This is a genomic window from Variovorax paradoxus (assembly GCF_030811855.1).
GTDB lineage: Bacteria > Pseudomonadota > Gammaproteobacteria > Burkholderiales > Burkholderiaceae_C > Variovorax > Variovorax paradoxus_L.
This window is the reverse complement of sequence record NZ_JAUSRN010000001.1, coordinates 810,084-828,732: the sequence shown is the minus strand read 5'-3', so window position 1 is coordinate 828,732 and position 18,649 is coordinate 810,084. Positions and strand designations below refer to the sequence as shown.

Here is an 18,649-nt window from a genome sequence, read left to right as displayed (position 1 = left end):
TGCTGCGACCGGAACGGAGATGACTTGGTATGGGGCGTTCCGAGCGGACACGGAGGCTGCTCGGCCGTGCCTCGTAGTCCGCACTTGCACTCCCCGGCTATGTTCTATCAACGACAGCTCTGGAGCGAAACGCACAGCCGCTTCGGTCGGTTGCACCAGCAATGGTGGGGCCCGAAAAGAGCGCACTCGCTTCCCGATACCGATCACGCGGCGCGAGCCCTTGCGGGGCTTCTGAGCAAGCTCGCCACACTCCCGGCCAACGCGGCCAAAGCCGCCATCGCCAGGCCCCAGTGCACTGCGCTGTGGGACGGCAGCAGCCCGAACATCAAACTCATCAACAGGCTGCCGAGCGTCAACCCCGTGAGTCGGGCGGTGCCTTGCGCGCCACCGGCCGCACCGCTGCGTTCCTTGGGTGCCGAGAGCAGCATGTTCTGGTTGTTCGGCGTCTGAAAGAAGCCGAAGCCCAGGCCGGCGAGGCTCGTGAACACAGCGATCGGTAAAGCCGGGTTGCCGTGCAGCGGCCACAGGGCACACAGGGCCAGACCGCTCGCGAAGCACGCACTTCCGGCCGCGCACAGCCAGGCGCTCGGCAAGCGCTGGGCCAGGCGTGCCGACAGCGGTGCAGCCAGCATCACCGCCAAAGGCCAGGGGGTCATCAAGAGCCCGGCAGTCACGGCGCTCTGGCCGAGTTCGTGCTGGATGTAAAACGGCAGAGCCACAAGGCCGGCCATCTGGCCGGTGAAGCAGCACACGGAGGCAACGATCGAGACCCGAAAGGAATGCACGCGCAGCAGGTCGAGCGGGATCAACGGCGCCGCCTTTGGCATCTCACGCCGCACCAGCAAGACCATGCAAACGGCCGACAACGCGAGCAACGCGCCGCCGTGCAACGGATGCACCACCAGTCGGTCACTCCCCAGTACAAAAGAGGCGAACATGACCGCGTTGAGCGCGATGCTCCAGACGTCGATGCGGTGCACCGAGCACGCCGGGCTCGGCAACCCTGCGCAGGCGGCGAGCACGAGGAGGCCGATCGGTAGATTCACCGCAAAGAGCCATGGCCAACTTGCCGCAGAGAGTATGAAAGCGCCAAGGGTGGGGCCCGACGCTGAAGCGGCCGCGATGGCGAGCGCATTCCAGGCGATCGAGCGCGCCAGCAGTCGACGCGGATAAGTGAAGCGCAACAACGCCAGTCCAAGGGGCATCACGGCCGCACTGCCCAGGCCCTGAAGGCACCTCGCGGCCACGAGCCATGGCAGCGACGGGGCCAACGCGCACAACACCGACGCCGCGGTGAACAGCGCGATGCCGCCAGCGAAGACCCGCCGATACCCGAACCTCTCCCCGACAGCAGAAGCGGGCAACAGGAACATGACCACGGCCAATTGGTAGGCGGTGATGATCCAGACGGCATCGGCGGGTGTCGCCTGCAATTGCTGGGCAATGCCTGGCAGCGCGATGTTGGCGATTGCGCCATCGAGCACCACCAGCACGCCCGCGCCCAGGATCGCGGCGACGGCTGCGTAGCGCCGCGGTAGAGGCAGACCATCGGCGTCATGCACTGCGTTCACGTCATTCACCTCATGGGTTTCGGCGGTGCGGGCAATGGTGGAAGAAGAGTTCGGTCGAAGCGTAGATGGCAACATGATTGACGACTGGAAGAGGCACGCTCTATCGCGCCAAGCCAGCTTAGGACTGCGCGCACGGCTTGCACAGCGCGCGGCGCTCAACTTGTCCCTGCACGCGGCGCCTGCCGAAATCCTCGCAGGCGTGCTAGGTTTCGGGCATGCCAACAGATGCCGACCTGAACCTGCTGTTTGCGTTGAACGCACTTCTTTCCGAGGGCAGCGTCGCGAAAGCTGCCGAGCGCCTGGGCCTGAGCGAGTCGGCGATGAGCCGGGCGCTCGCGCGGTTGCGGGAATCAACCGGGGACCAGCTCCTCGTGCGCGCGGGTCGCGCCATGGTGCTCACGCCGCATGCGCTCGCACTGCGCGACCGCGTCAGGGAGCTGGTGCAGGAGTCGCGCGCGGTGCTTCAGCCCGCCGGCACGAGCATGGACCCCCGCACGCTCCAGCACTTGTTCACCATACGAGCCAACGACGGCTTCATCGAAGCCTTCGCGCATCAACTGGTGACTCGCGCCGCGCACGAAGCGCCGGGCGTTCGCCTGCGCTTCGCGCCCAAGCCCGACAAGGACGTTCGCCCACTGCGCGAGGGATTGCTCGATCTGGATGTCGGCGTTCTCGGTGAGTCGGGCCCGGAGGTACGCGTTCAGGCGCTCTATCGCGACCGATTCATCGCGGTAGTGCGCCAGGGCCATCCCCTGCTCGCCGAGCCCGAGATCACTGCCGAGCGCTACGCTGCCTGCGACCACGTGGTCACTTCACGCCATGGCCGGACTGTGGGACCGGTGGACGACGCGCTCGCAGCGATGGGCCTGGTGCGCAATAACGCAGTCGTGGTGCCCAGCTTCAGCACCGCCTTGTCGATAGCGGCCGCGACCGAGTTAATTGCATTGATACCGTCCTCGTACTTTGAACACCTGAGGGCGCGGGGCACGCTGCGCTCGTTCCCTTTGCCGCTGCCTACGGAGCAGATCACCGTGTCGCAGATGTGGCATCCGCGCCTTGATCGGGATCCTGCGCATCGGTGGCTGCGTGGGGTGGTTCTGGAGGTTTGCCGGCCGCTGAATGACCAAGCAAGAGCGCGGTGAATGCATTCGAGCGTCGACCTCGAACGTCGGCTTCGCCGTCGAATCCAGCTACGGGAGCGTCACCCATGGCAAGTTCTTTGGCATCGCGAAGATGATCGCGATTACACCCAAGACTATTCGCCAGCGCCACAAGTGAAGCGTGGCCATGCTTTCCATCCAGCAACGGATCGACTGATACAGGCAACGAAAGTCAGCTTCCGCTGAATAGCTGCCGCGCGGGTAGGGATGGAGCAAACCTTGTGGGCGGCCAGGCCGTCGCGCTCTACCGCAATTTCGCTGCGTCGAAGATCCGTCGTTTGGCGTTGAGGATATGGAGCCGTGTTGCCTCGGCGGCGTCGGCCGGGGATCGTTTCTCGATGGAGTCGAGGATCTGCTGGTGCTCCATCTGGACCAGCCGGACACGCTCGACAGTCATCTTCGATCGCACGCTGCGCGCTAGTTCCATGAATTGCCTGATGGGCGCGACACTCGTTTCGACGGCGGCCACGAAGAACTGGTTGTGCGAGGCCCTCGCGATCGCCCTGTGGAAGCGGACGTCGTCTTCGATGCCTTTGTTTCCACCCTCCATGGCAAGGGTCTGCGCTTCCAGGCAGGCTCTGATCGTCGTCAGGTCGTCGGCAGTGCGGAACTCCGCTGCAGCGGCCGCCGCCCCCGATTCAACAACTGTGCGGTAGGCGTAATACCGCTCGATGTCCGAATAGTTCCTGATGGGGGGCATGCTCGATGCCGGTGTACCGGGGGCGCGCACGACCTGGCTGCCGGAGCCGCGGCGGGACTCGATGATCCCGTCCGATCGCAGCCTCGACAGTGCCTCCCGGACGGTCGGCCGCGAGACCCCGAATTGCGAGGCCAGTTCGGTTTCCGTCGGCAGCTTTTTCGAGTCGACGTAGTCCCCGCGCAGGATGGCTTCGACCATCCGGGCGTAGATCTGGTCGGGCAGTGTGCCGCCATTGACGTCTAGCAAGTGTTCCGCCATCGAATCGATACCCGGGAATATTTGTCAGACAACTATAGCAAATCTTCCGAACTTGACGAGAGCAGCGAGTGGCTCTCCCGCAGCGCCCTTGCTCTTCCAGAGGTGGAAGTGTGTTCGCCGGCTCAGCGAAAACCCGGATGACAACTCGGAAGTTGTCTTACAAGATTCCGCCTGCCAAGCCCATCCCTTAGGAGATTCCGAATGCGCCAAGTTTCCCTCTCGCGGTATCGCCACGCCATCATTGCGGCCGTTCTCGGGGCGGCGAGCTGTGCCGGCATCGGCCTGGTCCAGGCGCAGGAACTGCCAAAGTCGCCGGTGGTGATCAACGTGATCGACGCCGCCGGCAACCTGGCATTGACGCAGGGGGCGTTTGAGGCCTACCAGGCGCAGAACCCCAAGCTGGTCTCCAAGTTCACTTTCACCAAGGCCCCCGCCCCCGAGATCCCGGCCAAGATCAAGGCGATGCAGAACGCGGGCCGCAGTGACATCGACATGATCATTGTCGGCACCGATGCGCTCGCCGCCGGCCTCGAGATGAACCTGTGGGTCAAGTTGTTCCCCGACTACGCGGCCAAGTTCCCCAAGCTGCAGGAGAACTACCTTCCCAACGCCTACAAGATGCAAGCTCTGGCGAAGGACCACGGCCTGGCCATCGTCTTCATGCCTGCCGGCCCGCTGGTCGAGTTCAACCCCGACAAGGTCAACACGCCGCCGACGACGCCTCAGGAACTGCTGGCCTGGTGCAAGGCCAATCCCAACAAGCTGATCTATGCACGGCCCGCCAACTCCGGTCCGGGGCGCACCTTCTTGATGGGGCTGCCCTATCTGCTGGGAGACAAGAACCCTGCCGACCCGATCAACGGTTGGGACAAGACCTGGGCCTACCTGAAGGACCTCGACACCTGCATCGAGTACTACCCGACGGGAACCGCAGCCGTGATGAAGGAACTGGGTGAAGGCTCGCGCGACATGACGCTGACGGTGACGGGTTGGGACATCAACCCCAGGGCGCTGGGCATCGTGCCGAAGAACTTTCAGGTGCTGCCCTTCAAGGGCATGACGTGGGTCAACGATGCGCACTACATCGTGATTCCCAAGGGCGTCCCGCCGGAGAAGCAAGCGGTGGTTCTCGACCTGATGGCCTTCCTGCTCAAGCCGCAGCAGCAGGCGATGACCTATGACAAGGGCTACTTCTATCCGGGCCCGGCGGTCAAGGACGTGCCGCTGTCGCTGGCACCCAAGGACAGCCAGGACGTGATCAAGGAGTTCGGACGGTCTGACTACGACAAGTGGCTGGCCCAGTTCCCTCATGCCGTGCCGCTCGAGACCAAGGCCATGGTCGATGCATTCCGCCGCTGGGACCAGGACATCGGCACCCGCAAGACCAAGTGATTCGCTGCGCGCACTGCGCGCCCGACCGATGCTGCAAGCGCCCATGTGGGCGCTTGCAGGCTGCTTCTTTTCCACGATTGTGTCTCCATGACTTCAGACTTTTCCGAGTTGCGCCTCGATGGCGTCACGCGCCGCTTTGCCGCGGGCAAGGGCGTGCAGAGCTTCACCGCGCTCAATGCCTTGACCATGACGGTCAAGCGCGGCGAGTTCATCGCGCTGCTTGGACCCTCGGGCTGCGGCAAGTCGACGGCCCTCAATTGCCTGGCCGGGCTGCTGCCCTTGACGGATGGAGGCATCTGGCTCGACGACACCCGCATCGATGTGCTGCCGCCTGAAAAGCGGGGCTTTGGCATGGTGTTCCAGAACTATGCGCTCTTTCCGCACATGAGCGTGGCGCGCAATGTCGCGTTCGGGCTGGCGATGCGCGGCGTGCCAGCCGCCGAGTCTGCGCAGCGCGTGAAGCGGGCGCTGGACCTGGTGCAGCTGAACTCGCAGGCGCACAAGCTGCCCGGCCAGTTGTCCGGCGGACAGCAGCAGCGGGTCGCGATCGCCCGAGCGATCGTCATCGAGCCGCCCCTGGTGTTGATGGACGAGCCCTTGTCGAATCTCGACGCCAAGTTGCGGCTGGAGATGCGCGCCGAGATCCGGCGCATTCACCGCGAACTGGGACGATCGACGATCTACGTCACCCACGACCAGGATGAGGCGCTGTCGCTGGCCGATCGCGTCGTCGTCATGAAGGACGGCGTGGCACAGCAGATTGCCGAACCACAGCGCATCTACGCGGAGCCGGCCAACCTGGACGTGGCCCGCTTCATGGGCTATCGCAACCTGGTGGAGCTGAACGTGCGCTCGGAGGGCGGCGCGTCGGTGCAACTCACCGGCAGCGGCCTGGCGCTCAACGCGCGAGCGATGCAGCCACTCGCCAGCGGCAAGGCGATGCTCGCGATCCGGCCCGAGGAATTCGACGTCGTCTCTTCACCGGTGGACAACAGCTTCGCCGCCCGGGTGCTCAATGTCGAATACTGCGGCCACGACAACATCGTCGACGTCGAGGTGGCCGGCGGGCTCAAGCTGATCGTGCGCACGACGATGCGCCTGCGAGTCGGCGATCTGGTCACGCTGGCCATTGCGCCGGACAAGGCGCTGGCCTATCCCGTCGATGCAGCCGTGGGCATGGTGCCATGACCAGCGACAGCCCGTCTTCGTTCGACCGGTCCCTGCTGCTGCTGGTGCCGGCGACGCTCTTCATGGTGGTGCTGTTCGTCTATCCGTTCCTCTACGGCTTGCAGCTGTCGTTCCATCCGATGGAAGGCAACTGGTTGGCGAACTACACGCAGTTCTTCACCACCGGCAACCTGCGCGACACGGTGTGGACCACGCTCAAGCTGGCCATTCCCGCCACCGTGATCAACGTCGGTGCGGCGCTGCCGATCGCCTATCAGATGCGCCGCAGCAGCCGCTTCCAGAAATTGATCACCACGTTGCTGGTCATTCCGTTGACGCTGGGCACCGTCCTGATCGCCGAGGGCATGCTCGGCTACTTCGGCCCCAAGGGCTGGCTGTCGCAGTCGCTCCAGTGGCTGCACATCTACGAAGGCCCGATCCGGCTGACGCACAACTACTGGGGCGTCCTGATTTCGCTCGTCATCTCGGGTTTCCCGTTCGCGTTCCTGCTCACGCTGTCGTACATCACCGGCATCGACCCCAACCTGCCACGCGCTGCCTCGACCCTGGGCGCAACGCCGTGGAACCAGTTCCGGCATATCTATCTGCCGCTGCTGGTCCCGGGACTGGCGATGGCCTTCGCGCTGTCGTTCGTGCAGGCCTTCTCGGTGTTTCCGTCGGCGGTCCTGCTCGGGTCGCCGGCCGGTGCCACCCGAGTGATCTCGATCGCGGCGTATGAGGCCGCCTTCGAGCGCTACGACTATTCCATGGCTTCGGCCGTCGCGATGCTGATGGGCGTGGTGCAGCTGTTCGTCGTTGCCGCGGTCCTGGGCGCGCGCGGGATGTTCTATCGGGGCCCCGTCTCAGGCGGCAAAGGTTGACCATGGATACGCATCGCCTGCTGATGAAACTCTGGAAGTCACTGGTTGCACTGGTGATGGGCTTCTTCATCGTCAATGTCGCACTCATGGTGGCCGCGGTCGGCACCAGCTCGGTGGCCCGCCGCTGGCTCGGCACCTGGCTGCCCGATGGCTACACGTTCAACTGGTACCAGACCGCCTGGCAGGAGTTCCAACTGGACAGCGTGCTGTGGGTCACGATCGAGGTGGTCGCCGCCGTCGTGTTCCTGTCGATCCTGATCGGCGTGCCGGCGGCCTACGCGCTGGCGCGGCGCAACTTCCGCGGCAAGAACCTGCTGATGGGGCTGTTCCTGTTGCCGCTGATGATCCCGCCGATTACCTACGGCATTCCGCTGGCGACCGTGATGTACCAGGCGCACATCGCGGGCACCATCTTCGGCGTGATCCTGGCGAACATGATTCCGGCCGTGCCGTTCATGATCCTGGTGATGACACCGTTCATCGAGCAGATCGATGCCAACCTCGAATCCGCCGCCCGCGTGTTCGGCGCCAACACCTTCAAGCTGTTCTGGCACGTGCTGTTGCCGCTGCTGGCGCCGGGCATTCTGGCGGCCTCCCTTCTGGTGCTGGTGCGCACCATCGGCATGTTCGAGCTGACCTTCCTGACGGCTGGCCCGGATTCGCAGACGCTGGTGGTGGCCCTGTACTACGCCGTCTTCGCGGCGGGCGTTCGTGCGCCGCAGTCGGTCGATGCAATGGCGATGGTCTACATGGCGGTCACGCTGGCCTGGCTGCTGATCGCGCTGCAATTCGTCAACCCGACGCAGCTGGTCAGCCGCGTCAAGGAACATCCAAAAACGGCCTGATGCCGCCCCCCATGAAGATCACGCAAGTCGATACGGTCCACGCAGCCGCCTATCCCAACATCTTGTGGGTGCAGATCCACACCGACACCGGCCTGGTGGGCCTGGGGGAAACCTTTCGTGGCGCCCAGGCCGTGCAGGGGCAGATCCATGAACTGATTGCGCCCTACCTGCTGGGAAAGGATCCGCTCGCCATCGAAGCCCACAGCCAGCACCTGCTGTACGGCTATGTCGGCTTTGCCAGCAGCGGCGCCGAAACGCGCGCCGCTTCGGCGGTCGACATCGCGCTGTGGGATCTGTTCGGCCAGGTCACGCAACAGCCGCTCTACCAGTTGCTCGGCGGCGCCGTGCGCGAACGCGTCCCGGTCTACAACACCTGCGCGGGCTACACTTACAACAAGGCCCCACAGCGTCGCTCGGTGACGCAGGCCAGCGCCGACGTCGCGCCCGAAGGGCCTTACGAGGACCAGGTTGCATTCGTCAAGCGCCCAGCGGCGTTGGCCGAAAGCCTGCTGTCCGAGGGCTACAAGGCGATGAAGATCTGGCCCTTCGATCCCTTCGCCCAGGCCAGCGGCGGGCAGTCGATTTCGGCCCGCGACCTGGACACTGCGCTCGAGCCATTCCGCGAAATCCGGCGCGCTGTCGGCTACGAGATGGACATCATGGTGGAGCTCCATTCGATGTGGAACCTGCCGATGGCCGTGCGGATCGCGCAGGCGCTCGAGGAGTTCAAGCCCTATTGGGTTGAGGACCCGATCCAGATGTCCAACCTCGACACGATCGCCGAATTCCGTTCGCGCACCCGCATTCCGGTCTGCGGCAGCGAGACGCTGGCCACCGTTCAGCCATTCATCCAGCTGCTCAAGAACAATGCGGTGGACTATGTGATGCTGGACCTGGGCTGGGTCGGGGGTCTCTCCGAAGCCAGAAAGATCGCGACCCTGGCGAAGGCCTTTCACAAACCGGTCGCGCCGCATGACTGCACCGGCCCGGTCGTGCTCGCGGCGTCGCTCCACCTGGCGATGAGCACGACCAACGTGGTGCTGCAGGAAGTGGTGCGCGCTTACCTGGGGGGCTGGTATCGCGAACTCGTGACGCAATTGCCCGATGTCCGCGCCGGCCATGCGACGGTTCCGCCCGGCGCGGGCCTGGGCCTGGCGCTGTCGCCGGCGCTGCTGCAGCGGCCTGACGTCACCATCCGCAGTTCGAAGTCGTGAGCGGATGGCGATGCATCTGAACGTGACGCCCGACACCACGCTGTGCAGCGGAGCGCTGACGGCGACGCTGGCGCCAGCTGCCGGCGGACGCGTCACCAGCCTCAGCTCCCGCGCAACCGCGGGCGAACGAATCGACTGGCTGGTGCCGCTCGACGACGCCGTCCGCGCCGGCGGGTTCGAATCCACCCGGTGGCCCAAGGCCGGCTGCTATCCCCTGGTTCCGTTTTCGAACCGCATCCGCGATGGCCGCATCGCCGGCACGCAGGGCAGGGTGCAGTTGCCGCTTCATCCGGGGGAACGGCACGCGCTGCACGGCGTCAGCCAGCAGCGTCCATGGCACCTCGAGCAACACGCAGCGGACCGCGCCACCATGACCTATGTCCATGTGCCGGGGGATCACGGCTGGCCATGGGCTTTTCGGGCCGAGCAGGGAGTGGAGCTCGACTCCGCAGGCATCACGCTGAGCCTGCGGGTCACCAACGACGACCGGGAGCCGATGCCAGGCGGTTGCGGCTTCCATCCCTATTTCCCGGCCCGCTTCGCGCACAGCCTGCAGTTCGATGCGCGCATCGTCTGGCCGGCGGACGTCGAATTCCTCGCGAGCACGCCGGTGCCGACCGGTCCGGCGGACGACTACGCGTCGGCGAACGCCTTGCCCGATGTCGAATGCACCCGTTACTACGGCGGGTGGAACGGACAAGCGCGGATGGCGGCGACCGATGGTCCCGCCATCGAACTGCTGGCCAGTTCCGCGCTGCAGCACCTGGTGCTGCATCGGCCGGGTCCGGGAGCGTACTTCTGCGTGGAACCGGTCTCGCATGTCGCGGACGCCGCCAACCTGGCTGCGGCGCGCGCTGACACTGGCTGGCGGGTGCTCGCGAACGGCGAGGCGATGACATGCAGCCTGCGCCTGTCCGTCTCTTCTCTGTCGAGGCAGGCCAATGACAACACCCGCGCAACTACACGAGACCGACGACATGACTGAACCCACAACGCCCCTCAGGACCGCCCTGGACGGCATCTCAGGCATCCTGGTGACGCCCTTCGACGATGCGGACCACATCGCGCCCGATCGCCTGGGCCCCGTCGTCGACCGCGCCATCGAGGCCGGCGTCCATGTGCTGGTGGCCAACGGCAACACCAGCGAGTTCTTCGGCCTGACCATGGCGGAGGCCGAGCGCATGGTGCATGCCGCGGCGGAACATGTCCGTGGCCGCGTGCCCTTGTTGGGTGGCGTGGGGCGCAGCGTCCACGACGCCTGCGCCCTGGCGCGCGCCTCACGCAAGGCTGGTGCCGCTGCCCTGATGGTGCATCAGCTGACGGACCCTTTCGTCGCGCCCAGCGGTGTGATCACGTATGTGCGCCGGGTTGCCGACGCGGCGGACGGCCTGCCTGTCGTGCTCTATCTGCGTGACGACGCGATCGGTCTGCCGGTGATCGAAGCCCTGTGCCGAATCCCGCAGGTCATCGGCGTGAAGTGGGCGTCGCCCACGCCCTTGCGCCTGGTGCAGGCCATGGCGCAGGTGGCCGATCGCGGCCTGGCCTGGGTGTGCGGACTGGCCGAGCCCTGGGCCCCGCCGATGTATGCGGTGGGTGCCCGCGGCTTCACCTCGGGGCTGATCAACGTGCGGCCCGACCTGTCCGTGCGCATTCACGCCGCGCTCGCGAAGGGAGATCATCAGCTGGCGATGGAATTGATCGGCGGCATCGCGACCTTCGAGGAATTGCGCACGCATGAGCGCAACGGCTCGAACGTGAGCGTGGTGAAAGCGGCGCTGCGATACGCCGGGCGAGACTGCGGCGCGGCCCGGCCGCCCAGCACCTGGCCGCTGCCGGAAGCGGACCTGGCGCAGCTCAAGCAGCTGGTCGACGGCTGGCACTAGCATGGAACGCCGCTTCTTCGCCGCCCTCTTGTTCGGCCTCATCGCTGCTGCGGGCTGGCCTGTTGCCGCACAGACTTATCCAGCCCACCCGGTGAAGCTGGTCATCCCGGTTCCGCCCGGCGGCAGCGCGGACGTGGTCGGGCGCCTGCTTGCCAATGCGGCATCGGCGGAGCTGGGGCAGCCCATCATCGTCGACAACCGTGCCGGAGCCGCCGGCAGCGTGGGAACGGCATCGGCGCTGAAGGCGCCGGCCGACGGCTACACGCTGGTCCAGTGCAGCATTGGTAGCTGCGCCATCAATGCGAGCCTGTACAAGAACATCGGCTACGATCTGTTCAAGGACATGGCGCCGGTGATCCTGCTGGGCGCATCGATCAATGTGCTCACCGTCAACAACGAGGCGGGCATCCGCAGCGTGAAGGACCTGGTCGACCAGGCCAGGCGCCAGCCCATGGCCTACGCGTCTTCGGGCGTGGGCGCGTCCAACCACCTCGCCGCCGAGTTGCTCAAGAAGATGGCGGGCATCGAGCTGACGCATGTGCCGTACAAGGGATCGGGGCCTGCCATCACCGACCTCATCGGTGGCCAGGTCCCGGTGTTCTTCGACAACGAGCCTTCCATCCTGCCCTTCATCAAGCAGGGCAAGGTGCGTGCGCTGGCGGTGACGGGCAAGACACGCTCGGCCAATCTGCCGGACGTCCCGACGATGGAAGAACTGGGTTTTGCCGGCTTCGTCATCGAGCCGTGGTACGCCTTCGCGGCCCCGGCGGGCACGCCTGAGCCGGCGATCCGGCGGCTCAATACCGCGTTCAACAACGCGCTGAATCAACCGGCGGTGCGCGACAGGATGGTCGCTATGGGCATTACCCCGGCGGGCGGCTCGCCCGAAGTGCTCGGTCGCCTGATCCGCAGCGAATACACACGCTGGGCGGAGTTGATCCGCGTGCAAGGTATCAAGGGAGATTGAGGGCCAGCGGCCGCAATGCGGTGCGGATACGCCCGTCAGAGACCCACCAGCAAACGCGAAGGCGAAGCGAAGAGATCGCTGGAGCTTCGGGTCTTGGCCGCATTCTGCCCTTTGAGGTTCAACCGAAATCGACGGACCTGACGATGGTGGCCGCGTCGGCACCAAGAACCAAACCGCTTGCGGGCACCGCGAACGTCCGGCTTCGAGCGAATTCCGAAGCACGGCTGACCGGCCGCTGTTGGCCGACTGTAGCCGGTCGCGCGAAAGAACTTCGAGCTGATTCCTGTTTCCTGACCTTCTTGAAGGCAGTCACCGGCTGATGGCCTGAAAGGGTCAAATGCGCGCAGGTCGCCAAGTTCCGTGGAAGCCGAACGGTACGCGATGCGGCAAACGGGCGACCGCGACGGGGTCCGCCGCCAGGTCCATTGCATCGAATACCAGCAGGTCGCTGCGCCTGTCCTGTTTACGCCAGGCCACGGCGAGCAGCCAGCCGTCGCCCTCGGCTGCGTCGGTGGCGCGCGGCACGAACACCGGTTCCGACACCACGTCTCCATGCGGCAGCGTGTGCATGCTGCGCTCGCCGGTATCGAAATCGAAACGGGCTAGGCTGTCGTAGAGCACGCTTTCCGAGTCATCCCTTGCGCGCGCCGTCGCATGGCAGGTGTAGAAGCCATAGCGGTTGCGCCGGCCCGCGTAGCGCTCGTCGATGCGTGGAAACTCAGCCACCAAGTCGTCGAGGTACTCACGCCGGAATCCCGTGTCCGTGCCGCTCAAGTCGAAAGTCCAGCGGCACAGGCGCGCGGCCATGGCGTTGGGGTCACCCGGATCGCCTTCGGCATCGGGCAGGCCGGGCGCCGTTTCGGACTGCATCACATAGGCCACGACAGTGCCGCCGTCGTCCCAGGCATTCATCACATGGAACACGTGGCAGGCGTCGGCATCGAACCAGCGCAATGTGTCCGTCGCGCCATTGCGCCGCATCACTCCAACGTAGGTCCGCAGGCCGGCCTCCCAAGCCAGCAGTGGCTTGCCGCGCATCGCGCGTTCCACACTGAGCGTCAGCGGCGTGACGGGAAAGAGCACATGCCCTCGCGTCACCATGAAGTCATGCACCATGCTGGCATACGGCGCTTTGAACGACTCGAGCTTCGTGACGTCGCAGTGTTTGTCCATCACGCCATAGAGCATGGTCGGCGAGCAGGGGCCGTCGGGCGAGTACGCAAAGAAGTGCAGTTCGCCGCTCACCGGGTCCACTTTCGGATGCGCGGTGCAGCGCGAGGCCACGCGGTCGCCGAAGCTCTGGTGCCCCTTGGAAGCCAGCGTGTAGGCATCCAGCTCAAAGGGTTGATGCGACTCTTCGAGCGCGAACAGCCGGTCGCCATGCCACAGCATGCTGGTGTTGGCCGTGCCACCGTTTCGGCCTTGTACCAGCGGGTCGCTGGTGGCGGGGTTGCCGAATGTGCCGAAGAGCGCGCGTCCGGCTTCATGTTCGAGCTGCCATTTCGGCGTGCGTGCCCAACGGTTGCTGTACGACACGCTGCCCTTGTCGATGTGGAAGGCATGCACCATGCCGTCGCCGGAGAACCAGTGGTAGTTGTTGTCGCGCGGTGCGTATTGCGGGTTCGGGCCGACACGGTACAGGCTGCCCGACAGCCCGGGTGGCAGCGTGCCTTCGATGTGGAGCGCCGCGATGTCGTGCTCCTCCGTGAGCGGCGCGTAGTTGCCGGTGAAGAAGTGGGGGTTCGTCTGTGTTTCTGCGTTCACGTGGAGCCTTTGGAATTCAATCAGGAGGTCGACGTGCCGTTCAGATGCGCGATGGCTTGCCCAACGTAGGCGGTCAATGTCTCGTCGATGCCCGAGCCGACCCGCAGAGCCGCGTCGTGGTGGAACGCGCGTTGCAGCTTCGCGTCCAACGCGGCGTCGCCGCCGGCCTTGGCGAGCGAGAGCTCCTGCCAGCGCCGCGCCAGAGCACGCATGGCTGCGCCATCGGTGGGAGCGCCCGCCAACATCTGTTGCCGAACGTCGGCAATGAGCGGCGGCCATGCATCGGTCTGGGCAACGTAATGCTGGCGCAACGTGGCCATGTCGCTGGCGCTGCAGTAAAGCGCATAGAGCTGCAGGCGCGCGAAGGCCATCGCGTGAGAGATGTACCGGATGCCCGCGCGGTCCACACCGGTCAGCGCGTGGAGCGACGGCTCGTTCCAGTGCATGGTGTAGAGCTTCATCAGCAGACCTTCGTCGCCGCCGGCTTCTTCGAGCAACAGTTCAATCCAACGTTGCGCCAGGGTCTGCGCTTGCGGGCTCTCGGGCGATACGCCGGCGGCGACCAGGCGGTGCAGCCACGCCGACAACTCGGCACGCTCGGGCGCCACTGCATCAGTGAAACCGTCGCGCTGCGTCTTGAGCGTGCGCTGCTCGTCGTCGCTGAAGTACTTCGAGCCTGCGACCATGCTTTCGAGCGCCAGCAGCCAGTCGTCCATGCCGGGTTCTTCGCTGGCTTGCAGCTGGCCCTGCACCGCGAGCAGATGGGTGCGCAGCGCCGACGCCTGCAGGATTTCGCGGTCGAGCTGCGCCACCTGCTGCGCCACGACTTCCGAGATGCCGCCGGCTGCGTTGTCGAGCAGGCCTTGTATGTCGGAAAGCGACAGGTCGAGTCGCCGCAACGCCTGAATGCGGTAGAGCCGCGCCACGTCTTTCCGCCCATATAGGCGGTAGCCGCCACTGGACCTTTCAGACGGCACCAGCAGGGCGATATCGTCATAGTGCCGCAACGCGCGCACTGTCAGCCCGGTGCGCCGGGCCAGTTCACCAATCTTCAGAAACATGCCTTCCCTCTCAAATCGAAAGGCATCCTAGACCGTGCCGTTACGAGAGGGTCAAGCACTTTTCGTGGCCCGCGGTCTTTTCCCTCAGCCGCTATGTAGTTCCATCGGGGTGCTGGTAGACCCTTTCGATCACTTTCACTCGAGCGCCCAGCGCCTCGAAGCGGTGGACAAGGTCGTCCTTCAGGGCAACGCTGACGCTGTCGTCCAGCAGCTGCAGTGGCAGCTGATGCTTGAGCTTCAGCAGGCTTGCGCCTGCGAGGTGCCTGTAGTCCGGATGTGCCTTGAGCGCTGTCAGGACCCGCAGGGGTTCGTCGCCCAGGTCCGTCAGGTGCACCGTATGGAAGACCGTGGGCACACCGCCCCTCGGCACCAAAGGCGGCACATGCACCCGGATGCGCTCCATCAGCACCTGGAGATTCGGGAAAAGCGGCTGCGGCGACCAGCGTCCGCTCCCGTGCCAGTCCCACAGCACCGGCACCTCGGGCTGGCTGATATCGCCGATCAAGGGGTCGCCATCTGCGTTCTGTAAGACCACCCAGTGCGGCTGCCACAGGCCCGCATCCACGGCGTCGCTCCACACCAGATGCTCGGGCGTACTCGCCTTCTGGTCCAGGATGAAGCGGTAGCCTTCCATTTCGGCCAGCAAGCCAGGCGCGTCGACAGCGCCCGAGCCCGTGAGCACGCCACCCCAGTGTTCGCGCCAGTTCGGCTCCTCCAGCACAAGAGACTGGGTCCCCATGCGGCGGCACCACGCGAACCAGTCCTGGATCGGCGGGGGCAGGGGCGGCAGGGCGAACCGAGATGCTAGCGAAGCCTGCAAGGCGGCTCGGCTGGGCCAGTTGTCGCGTGTGAGGGCCATTGAGTTTCAGGACGTCTGCGGCGGTGGCACCGGCGGCACCGGAATGTCGAAATGCAGCACGTCTTCGCGCACGCCCAGCTTCGAGTACAGGGCGACGGCCGGCGCATCGGGCGGATCGGCCTGGACGAAGATCACGTAGGCCCCGCGTTCGGCGCCGATGCGCTGGAGCTCGCGGATCAACGCAGTCGCCGCGCCCCTGCGCCGATGCTCGGCGGCAACGGCCAGGTCGTAGATGTAGATCTCGCTGCGCTCCTGCTCGAACTTTTTCAATTCGTAGGCCGCGAGGCCACCGATGACTTGCGACCCCTCGCGCGCGGCGAGTGCAATGAAATAGTCGCTGCCCAGCAGCTGCCGGAAGTAGGTGGGCCGAGGGCGGCTGGCGCCGTAGGCGACCGGGTTATCGAAGGCTTCGCCGAAGACACCGAGAAGCGCAGTCATGAGCTGCCCGTCGTCAGCCGAGAGCTGCTGAACCGTGTAGCTGGCGGGGGGCGTGGACATGGCGGCATCCTAGCAACAGGAAATCTCAAGCGCCGCTCATGGTCTTGTCGGCACCCTCTCCACAACCGCAGAGTTACCCGTCGACGACGGCCTGGTGGTCGGCGTCGGCAGCAGCCAGTCCCAAGCTCAATGAGAAAATTCCATTCCCAATGAAATGCGACATCAGGCTTGCAAATTGAAAGGCAGCTGGCGCAACGGCTTGCCGGTGAGCTGCGCAACGGCGTTCGCGAAGGCCGGCGCCAGCGGCGGCAGGCCCGGCTCGCCGATGCCCTTCGGCGGGTCCGCGCTGGGCACGACGTGCACGGCGAACTCGGGCATGTCGGTAATGCGCGCCACGCTGAAGTCGCCGAAGTTGCTCTGCTGGACGACGCCGTCCTTCAGCGTGATCGCGCCGCCCGGAAGGCACATCGACAGCCCCATGACAGCGGCGCCCTGTACCTGGGCTTCCACGCTGCGCGGGTTGACCGCCAGGTTGCAGTGCACGCCGGCGGTCGCGCGGTGCAGCACAGGCTGGCCGTCCTTGACCGAGGCTTCGACCACGTAGGCCACCACCGATTCGAACGACTCGTGCACGGCCACGCCCCAGGCACGGCCGGCGGGCAGCTGCGTCTTGCCGTAGCCGCTCTTGTCGACCGCCAGTTGCAGTGCGGCGCGGTGGCGCGGATGCTTGTCGCCGAAGAGCTGCATGCGGTAGGCCACCGGGTCCTGTTTGGTGCTGCGCGCGATCTCGTCGAGCAAGGTCTCCATCACGAAAGCGGTGTGCGTGGAACCCACGCTGCGCCACCACAGCACCGGCACATTGACCTTCGGATGGTGCACCGTCAGGCGCATCGGAATCGGGTACGGCTCGCGCATGCCTTCGGCGGCCGTCGCGTCGATGCCATCCTTGACCTGGAACGACTCGAACACCGTGCCCGTGAGGATGGACTGGCCCACGATGACGTGGTCCCAGGCCAGCACCTTGCCGCGCTCGTCGAAGCCGATGCGCGCGCGGTGCAGGTGCATGGGGCGGTAATAGCCGCCCTTGATGTCGTCCTCGCGGCTGTACAGCAGGCGCACCGGAGCGCTCAGGCCCGCGGTGCGCGCGGCCTTGGCGATTTCGCAGGCCTCGACCACGTAGTCGCTCGAGCCCACGAAGCGCCGGCCGAAGCCGCCGCCCGCCATTTGCACATGCACGCTCACCTGCTCGGGCTTGAGCCCCAGCACACGCGCGGCCGCGGCCGCGTCCAGCCCGGCGCTTTGGGTGCCGACCCAAAGTTCGGCGCGGTCGCCCGAAAGCTTGACCGTGCAGTTGAGCGGCTCCATTGGCGCATGGGCGAGGTACGGGAACACGAACTCGGCTTCGAGCTGATGAGGTGCCTTGGCCAGCGGCGCCATGTCGGCGTCGAACTTGCGCGGACCCGGCTTCGAGGCCAGTTCGCGGTATTGCGCCAGCTGCTTGTCGCTGTCGACCTTCTCGACGGCGGCCGTGTCCCATTGCAGCTTCAGCGCATCGCGCCCGAGCTTTGCGGGCCAGTAGCCGTCGGCCACCACGGCCACGCCTTCTGCGCCGCGATCCAGCGGCACGCGCAGCACGGCCTTCACGCCCTTCACGGCACGCGCGGCGGCGTCGTCGACGGACTTCAGGCGCGCGCCAAACACCGGTGGGTGCGCGACCACGGCCGTGAGCTGGCCCGGATGCTTGACGTCGATGCCGAAGTCCTGGCGCCCGCTGCTCTTGGCGCGCGCATCGAGCCGCGTGGTCGGGCGGCCGATGATCTTGAAATCCTTCGGGTCTTTCAGCACGACCTTCTCGGGCACGGGCAGTGCCATTGCCGCTTCGGCCAGTTCGCCATAGCCCAGCTTGCGTCCACCCGGGCCCAGCACCGTGCCGGCCTGCGTGCGCAGCGTGGCCACGTCGACCTTCCATTTGGCGGCCGCGGCAGACAGCAGCATGGCCCGCGCGCGCGCGCCGAGTTCGCGATATTGCGTGAAGCTGTTCTTGATCGAGTTGGAGCCGCCCGTAAGGTGCATGCCGAAGACCGGGTCGTGGTAGGCCGCGTCGTTGGTGCCGCTCTTGCTGCGCACCAGGCTCCAGTCGGCATCGAGCTCTTCGGCCAGGATCATCGGCAGGCCCGTCTGCACTCCTTGGCCGAATTCAAGCCGGTTGTGCGTCACGGTGACTTCGCCGTTGGCAGCGATCTGTACGAAGGCCAGCGGCTGCTGCGTGGGCTTGAGCGCGCCGGCCGGCTTTGCCGCGCCATCAGCCTGTGCCATGGCCAGGTGCGGAAACGCGCCGATTGCGAGGCCGCCGACGCCGGCCAGCTTCAGGAAGCTGCGGCGCGGCAGCGCGGCGGCTGCGGCTTCGTCGGGTTGGCCTGCGGCCAAAAGGCGCTGCAGCGCGCGCGGCAGTTCGCTGGGGTCGATGTGGGTGGGCAACATGGTGGGTG

17 protein-coding genes are annotated in these 18,649 nt (G+C 65.8%); 10 read left to right on the top strand and 7 right to left on the bottom strand.

The window, feature by feature from the left end; all coding sequences use genetic code 11:
- Positions 1 to 203: 203 nt before the first annotated feature.
- Positions 204 to 1,646 carry an MFS transporter gene (locus J2X92_RS04175; RefSeq protein WP_307573609.1) on the bottom strand — a complete coding sequence of 481 codons (1,443 nt, stop codon included), beginning with the start codon at positions 1,644 to 1,646 and terminating at the stop codon, positions 204 to 206.
- 140 nt (positions 1,647 to 1,786) lie between these two features.
- Here J2X92_RS04175 and J2X92_RS04170 point away from each other — a divergent pair, with 140 nt between their 5' ends.
- A complete protein-coding gene (locus J2X92_RS04170; RefSeq protein WP_307573607.1) occupies positions 1,787 to 2,713 on the top strand; it encodes a LysR family transcriptional regulator in 927 nt (308 codons plus the stop codon).
- Positions 2,691 to 2,849 (top strand): hypothetical protein, encoded by a 159-nt coding sequence (locus tag J2X92_RS04165; RefSeq protein WP_307573605.1) that lies wholly within the window; start codon positions 2,691 to 2,693, stop codon positions 2,847 to 2,849. Before J2X92_RS04170 ends, J2X92_RS04165 begins: the two co-directional genes overlap by 23 nt.
- Positions 2,850 to 2,975: 126 nt before the next feature.
- Here the strand turns inward: J2X92_RS04165 and J2X92_RS04160 are convergent, their stop codons facing one another.
- Positions 2,976 to 3,677, bottom strand: a complete 702-nt coding sequence (locus tag J2X92_RS04160; protein ID WP_307573604.1) for a FadR/GntR family transcriptional regulator — start codon at positions 3,675 to 3,677, stop codon at positions 2,976 to 2,978.
- A 213-nt stretch (positions 3,678 to 3,890) separates the two neighbouring features.
- Between J2X92_RS04160 and J2X92_RS04155 the strand changes: the two genes are divergently transcribed.
- The 8 genes from J2X92_RS04155 to J2X92_RS04120 all read left to right on the top strand — a co-directional run bounded on the left by J2X92_RS04155 (position 3,891) and on the right by J2X92_RS04120 (position 12,038).
- A complete protein-coding gene (locus J2X92_RS04155) occupies positions 3,891 to 5,081 on the top strand; it encodes an extracellular solute-binding protein (RefSeq protein ID WP_307573603.1) in 1,191 nt (396 codons plus the stop codon).
- An 87-nt stretch (positions 5,082 to 5,168) separates the two neighbouring features.
- Complete coding sequence (locus J2X92_RS04150) at positions 5,169 to 6,269, top strand: ABC transporter ATP-binding protein (RefSeq protein ID WP_307573602.1); 1,101 nt, start codon at positions 5,169 to 5,171, stop codon at positions 6,267 to 6,269.
- Positions 6,266 to 7,129, top strand: coding sequence for an ABC transporter permease (locus J2X92_RS04145; protein WP_307573599.1), 864 nt, complete (start codon positions 6,266 to 6,268; stop codon positions 7,127 to 7,129). Before J2X92_RS04150 ends, J2X92_RS04145 begins: the two co-directional genes overlap by 4 nt.
- 2 nt (positions 7,130 to 7,131) lie before the next feature.
- The gene (locus J2X92_RS04140) at positions 7,132 to 7,974 is read left to right on the top strand and encodes an ABC transporter permease (RefSeq protein WP_015865589.1); all 843 of its coding nucleotides are present in this window, start codon (positions 7,132 to 7,134) and stop codon (positions 7,972 to 7,974) included.
- Between the two features lie 11 nt (positions 7,975 to 7,985).
- On the top strand, positions 7,986 to 9,188 hold the full coding sequence (locus tag J2X92_RS04135; RefSeq protein WP_307573596.1) for a mandelate racemase/muconate lactonizing enzyme family protein: 1,203 nt from the start codon (positions 7,986 to 7,988) through the stop codon (positions 9,186 to 9,188).
- A gap of 10 nt (positions 9,189 to 9,198) precedes the next feature.
- A complete protein-coding gene (locus J2X92_RS04130; protein WP_307573595.1) occupies positions 9,199 to 10,173 on the top strand; it encodes an aldose 1-epimerase in 975 nt (324 codons plus the stop codon).
- Positions 10,166 to 11,071 (top strand): dihydrodipicolinate synthase family protein, encoded by a 906-nt coding sequence (locus tag J2X92_RS04125; RefSeq protein ID WP_307573593.1) that lies wholly within the window; start codon positions 10,166 to 10,168, stop codon positions 11,069 to 11,071. The genes J2X92_RS04130 and J2X92_RS04125 overlap by 8 nt, the downstream gene beginning before the upstream one ends.
- Position 11,072: 1 nt before the next feature.
- On the top strand, positions 11,073 to 12,038 hold the full coding sequence (locus tag J2X92_RS04120) for a Bug family tripartite tricarboxylate transporter substrate binding protein (protein WP_307573591.1): 966 nt from the start codon (positions 11,073 to 11,075) through the stop codon (positions 12,036 to 12,038).
- Between the two features lie 333 nt (positions 12,039 to 12,371).
- On the opposite strand, the gene J2X92_RS04115 is transcribed toward J2X92_RS04120, so the two are convergent.
- The 5 genes from J2X92_RS04115 to J2X92_RS04095 form a co-directional block, all read right to left on the bottom strand.
- On the bottom strand, positions 12,372 to 13,802 hold the full coding sequence (locus J2X92_RS04115; protein WP_307573590.1) for a carotenoid oxygenase family protein: 1,431 nt from the start codon (positions 13,800 to 13,802) through the stop codon (positions 12,372 to 12,374).
- 20 nt (positions 13,803 to 13,822) lie between these two features.
- Positions 13,823 to 14,863 carry a MerR family transcriptional regulator gene (locus J2X92_RS04110; protein ID WP_307573588.1) on the bottom strand — a complete coding sequence of 347 codons (1,041 nt, stop codon included), beginning with the start codon at positions 14,861 to 14,863 and terminating at the stop codon, positions 13,823 to 13,825.
- Between the two features lie 91 nt (positions 14,864 to 14,954).
- On the bottom strand, positions 14,955 to 15,722 hold the full coding sequence (locus J2X92_RS04105) for a hypothetical protein (RefSeq protein WP_307573586.1): 768 nt from the start codon (positions 15,720 to 15,722) through the stop codon (positions 14,955 to 14,957).
- A gap of 6 nt (positions 15,723 to 15,728) precedes the next feature.
- Positions 15,729 to 16,220, bottom strand: a complete 492-nt coding sequence (locus J2X92_RS04100) for an AAC(3)-I family aminoglycoside N-acetyltransferase (protein WP_307573585.1) — start codon at positions 16,218 to 16,220, stop codon at positions 15,729 to 15,731.
- Positions 16,221 to 16,382: 162 nt separating this feature from the next.
- Entirely contained in the window at positions 16,383 to 18,641 is a 2,259-nt protein-coding gene (locus J2X92_RS04095; RefSeq protein ID WP_307573583.1) for a xanthine dehydrogenase family protein molybdopterin-binding subunit, read from the bottom strand.
- Between the last annotated feature and the right edge of the window lie 8 nt (positions 18,642 to 18,649).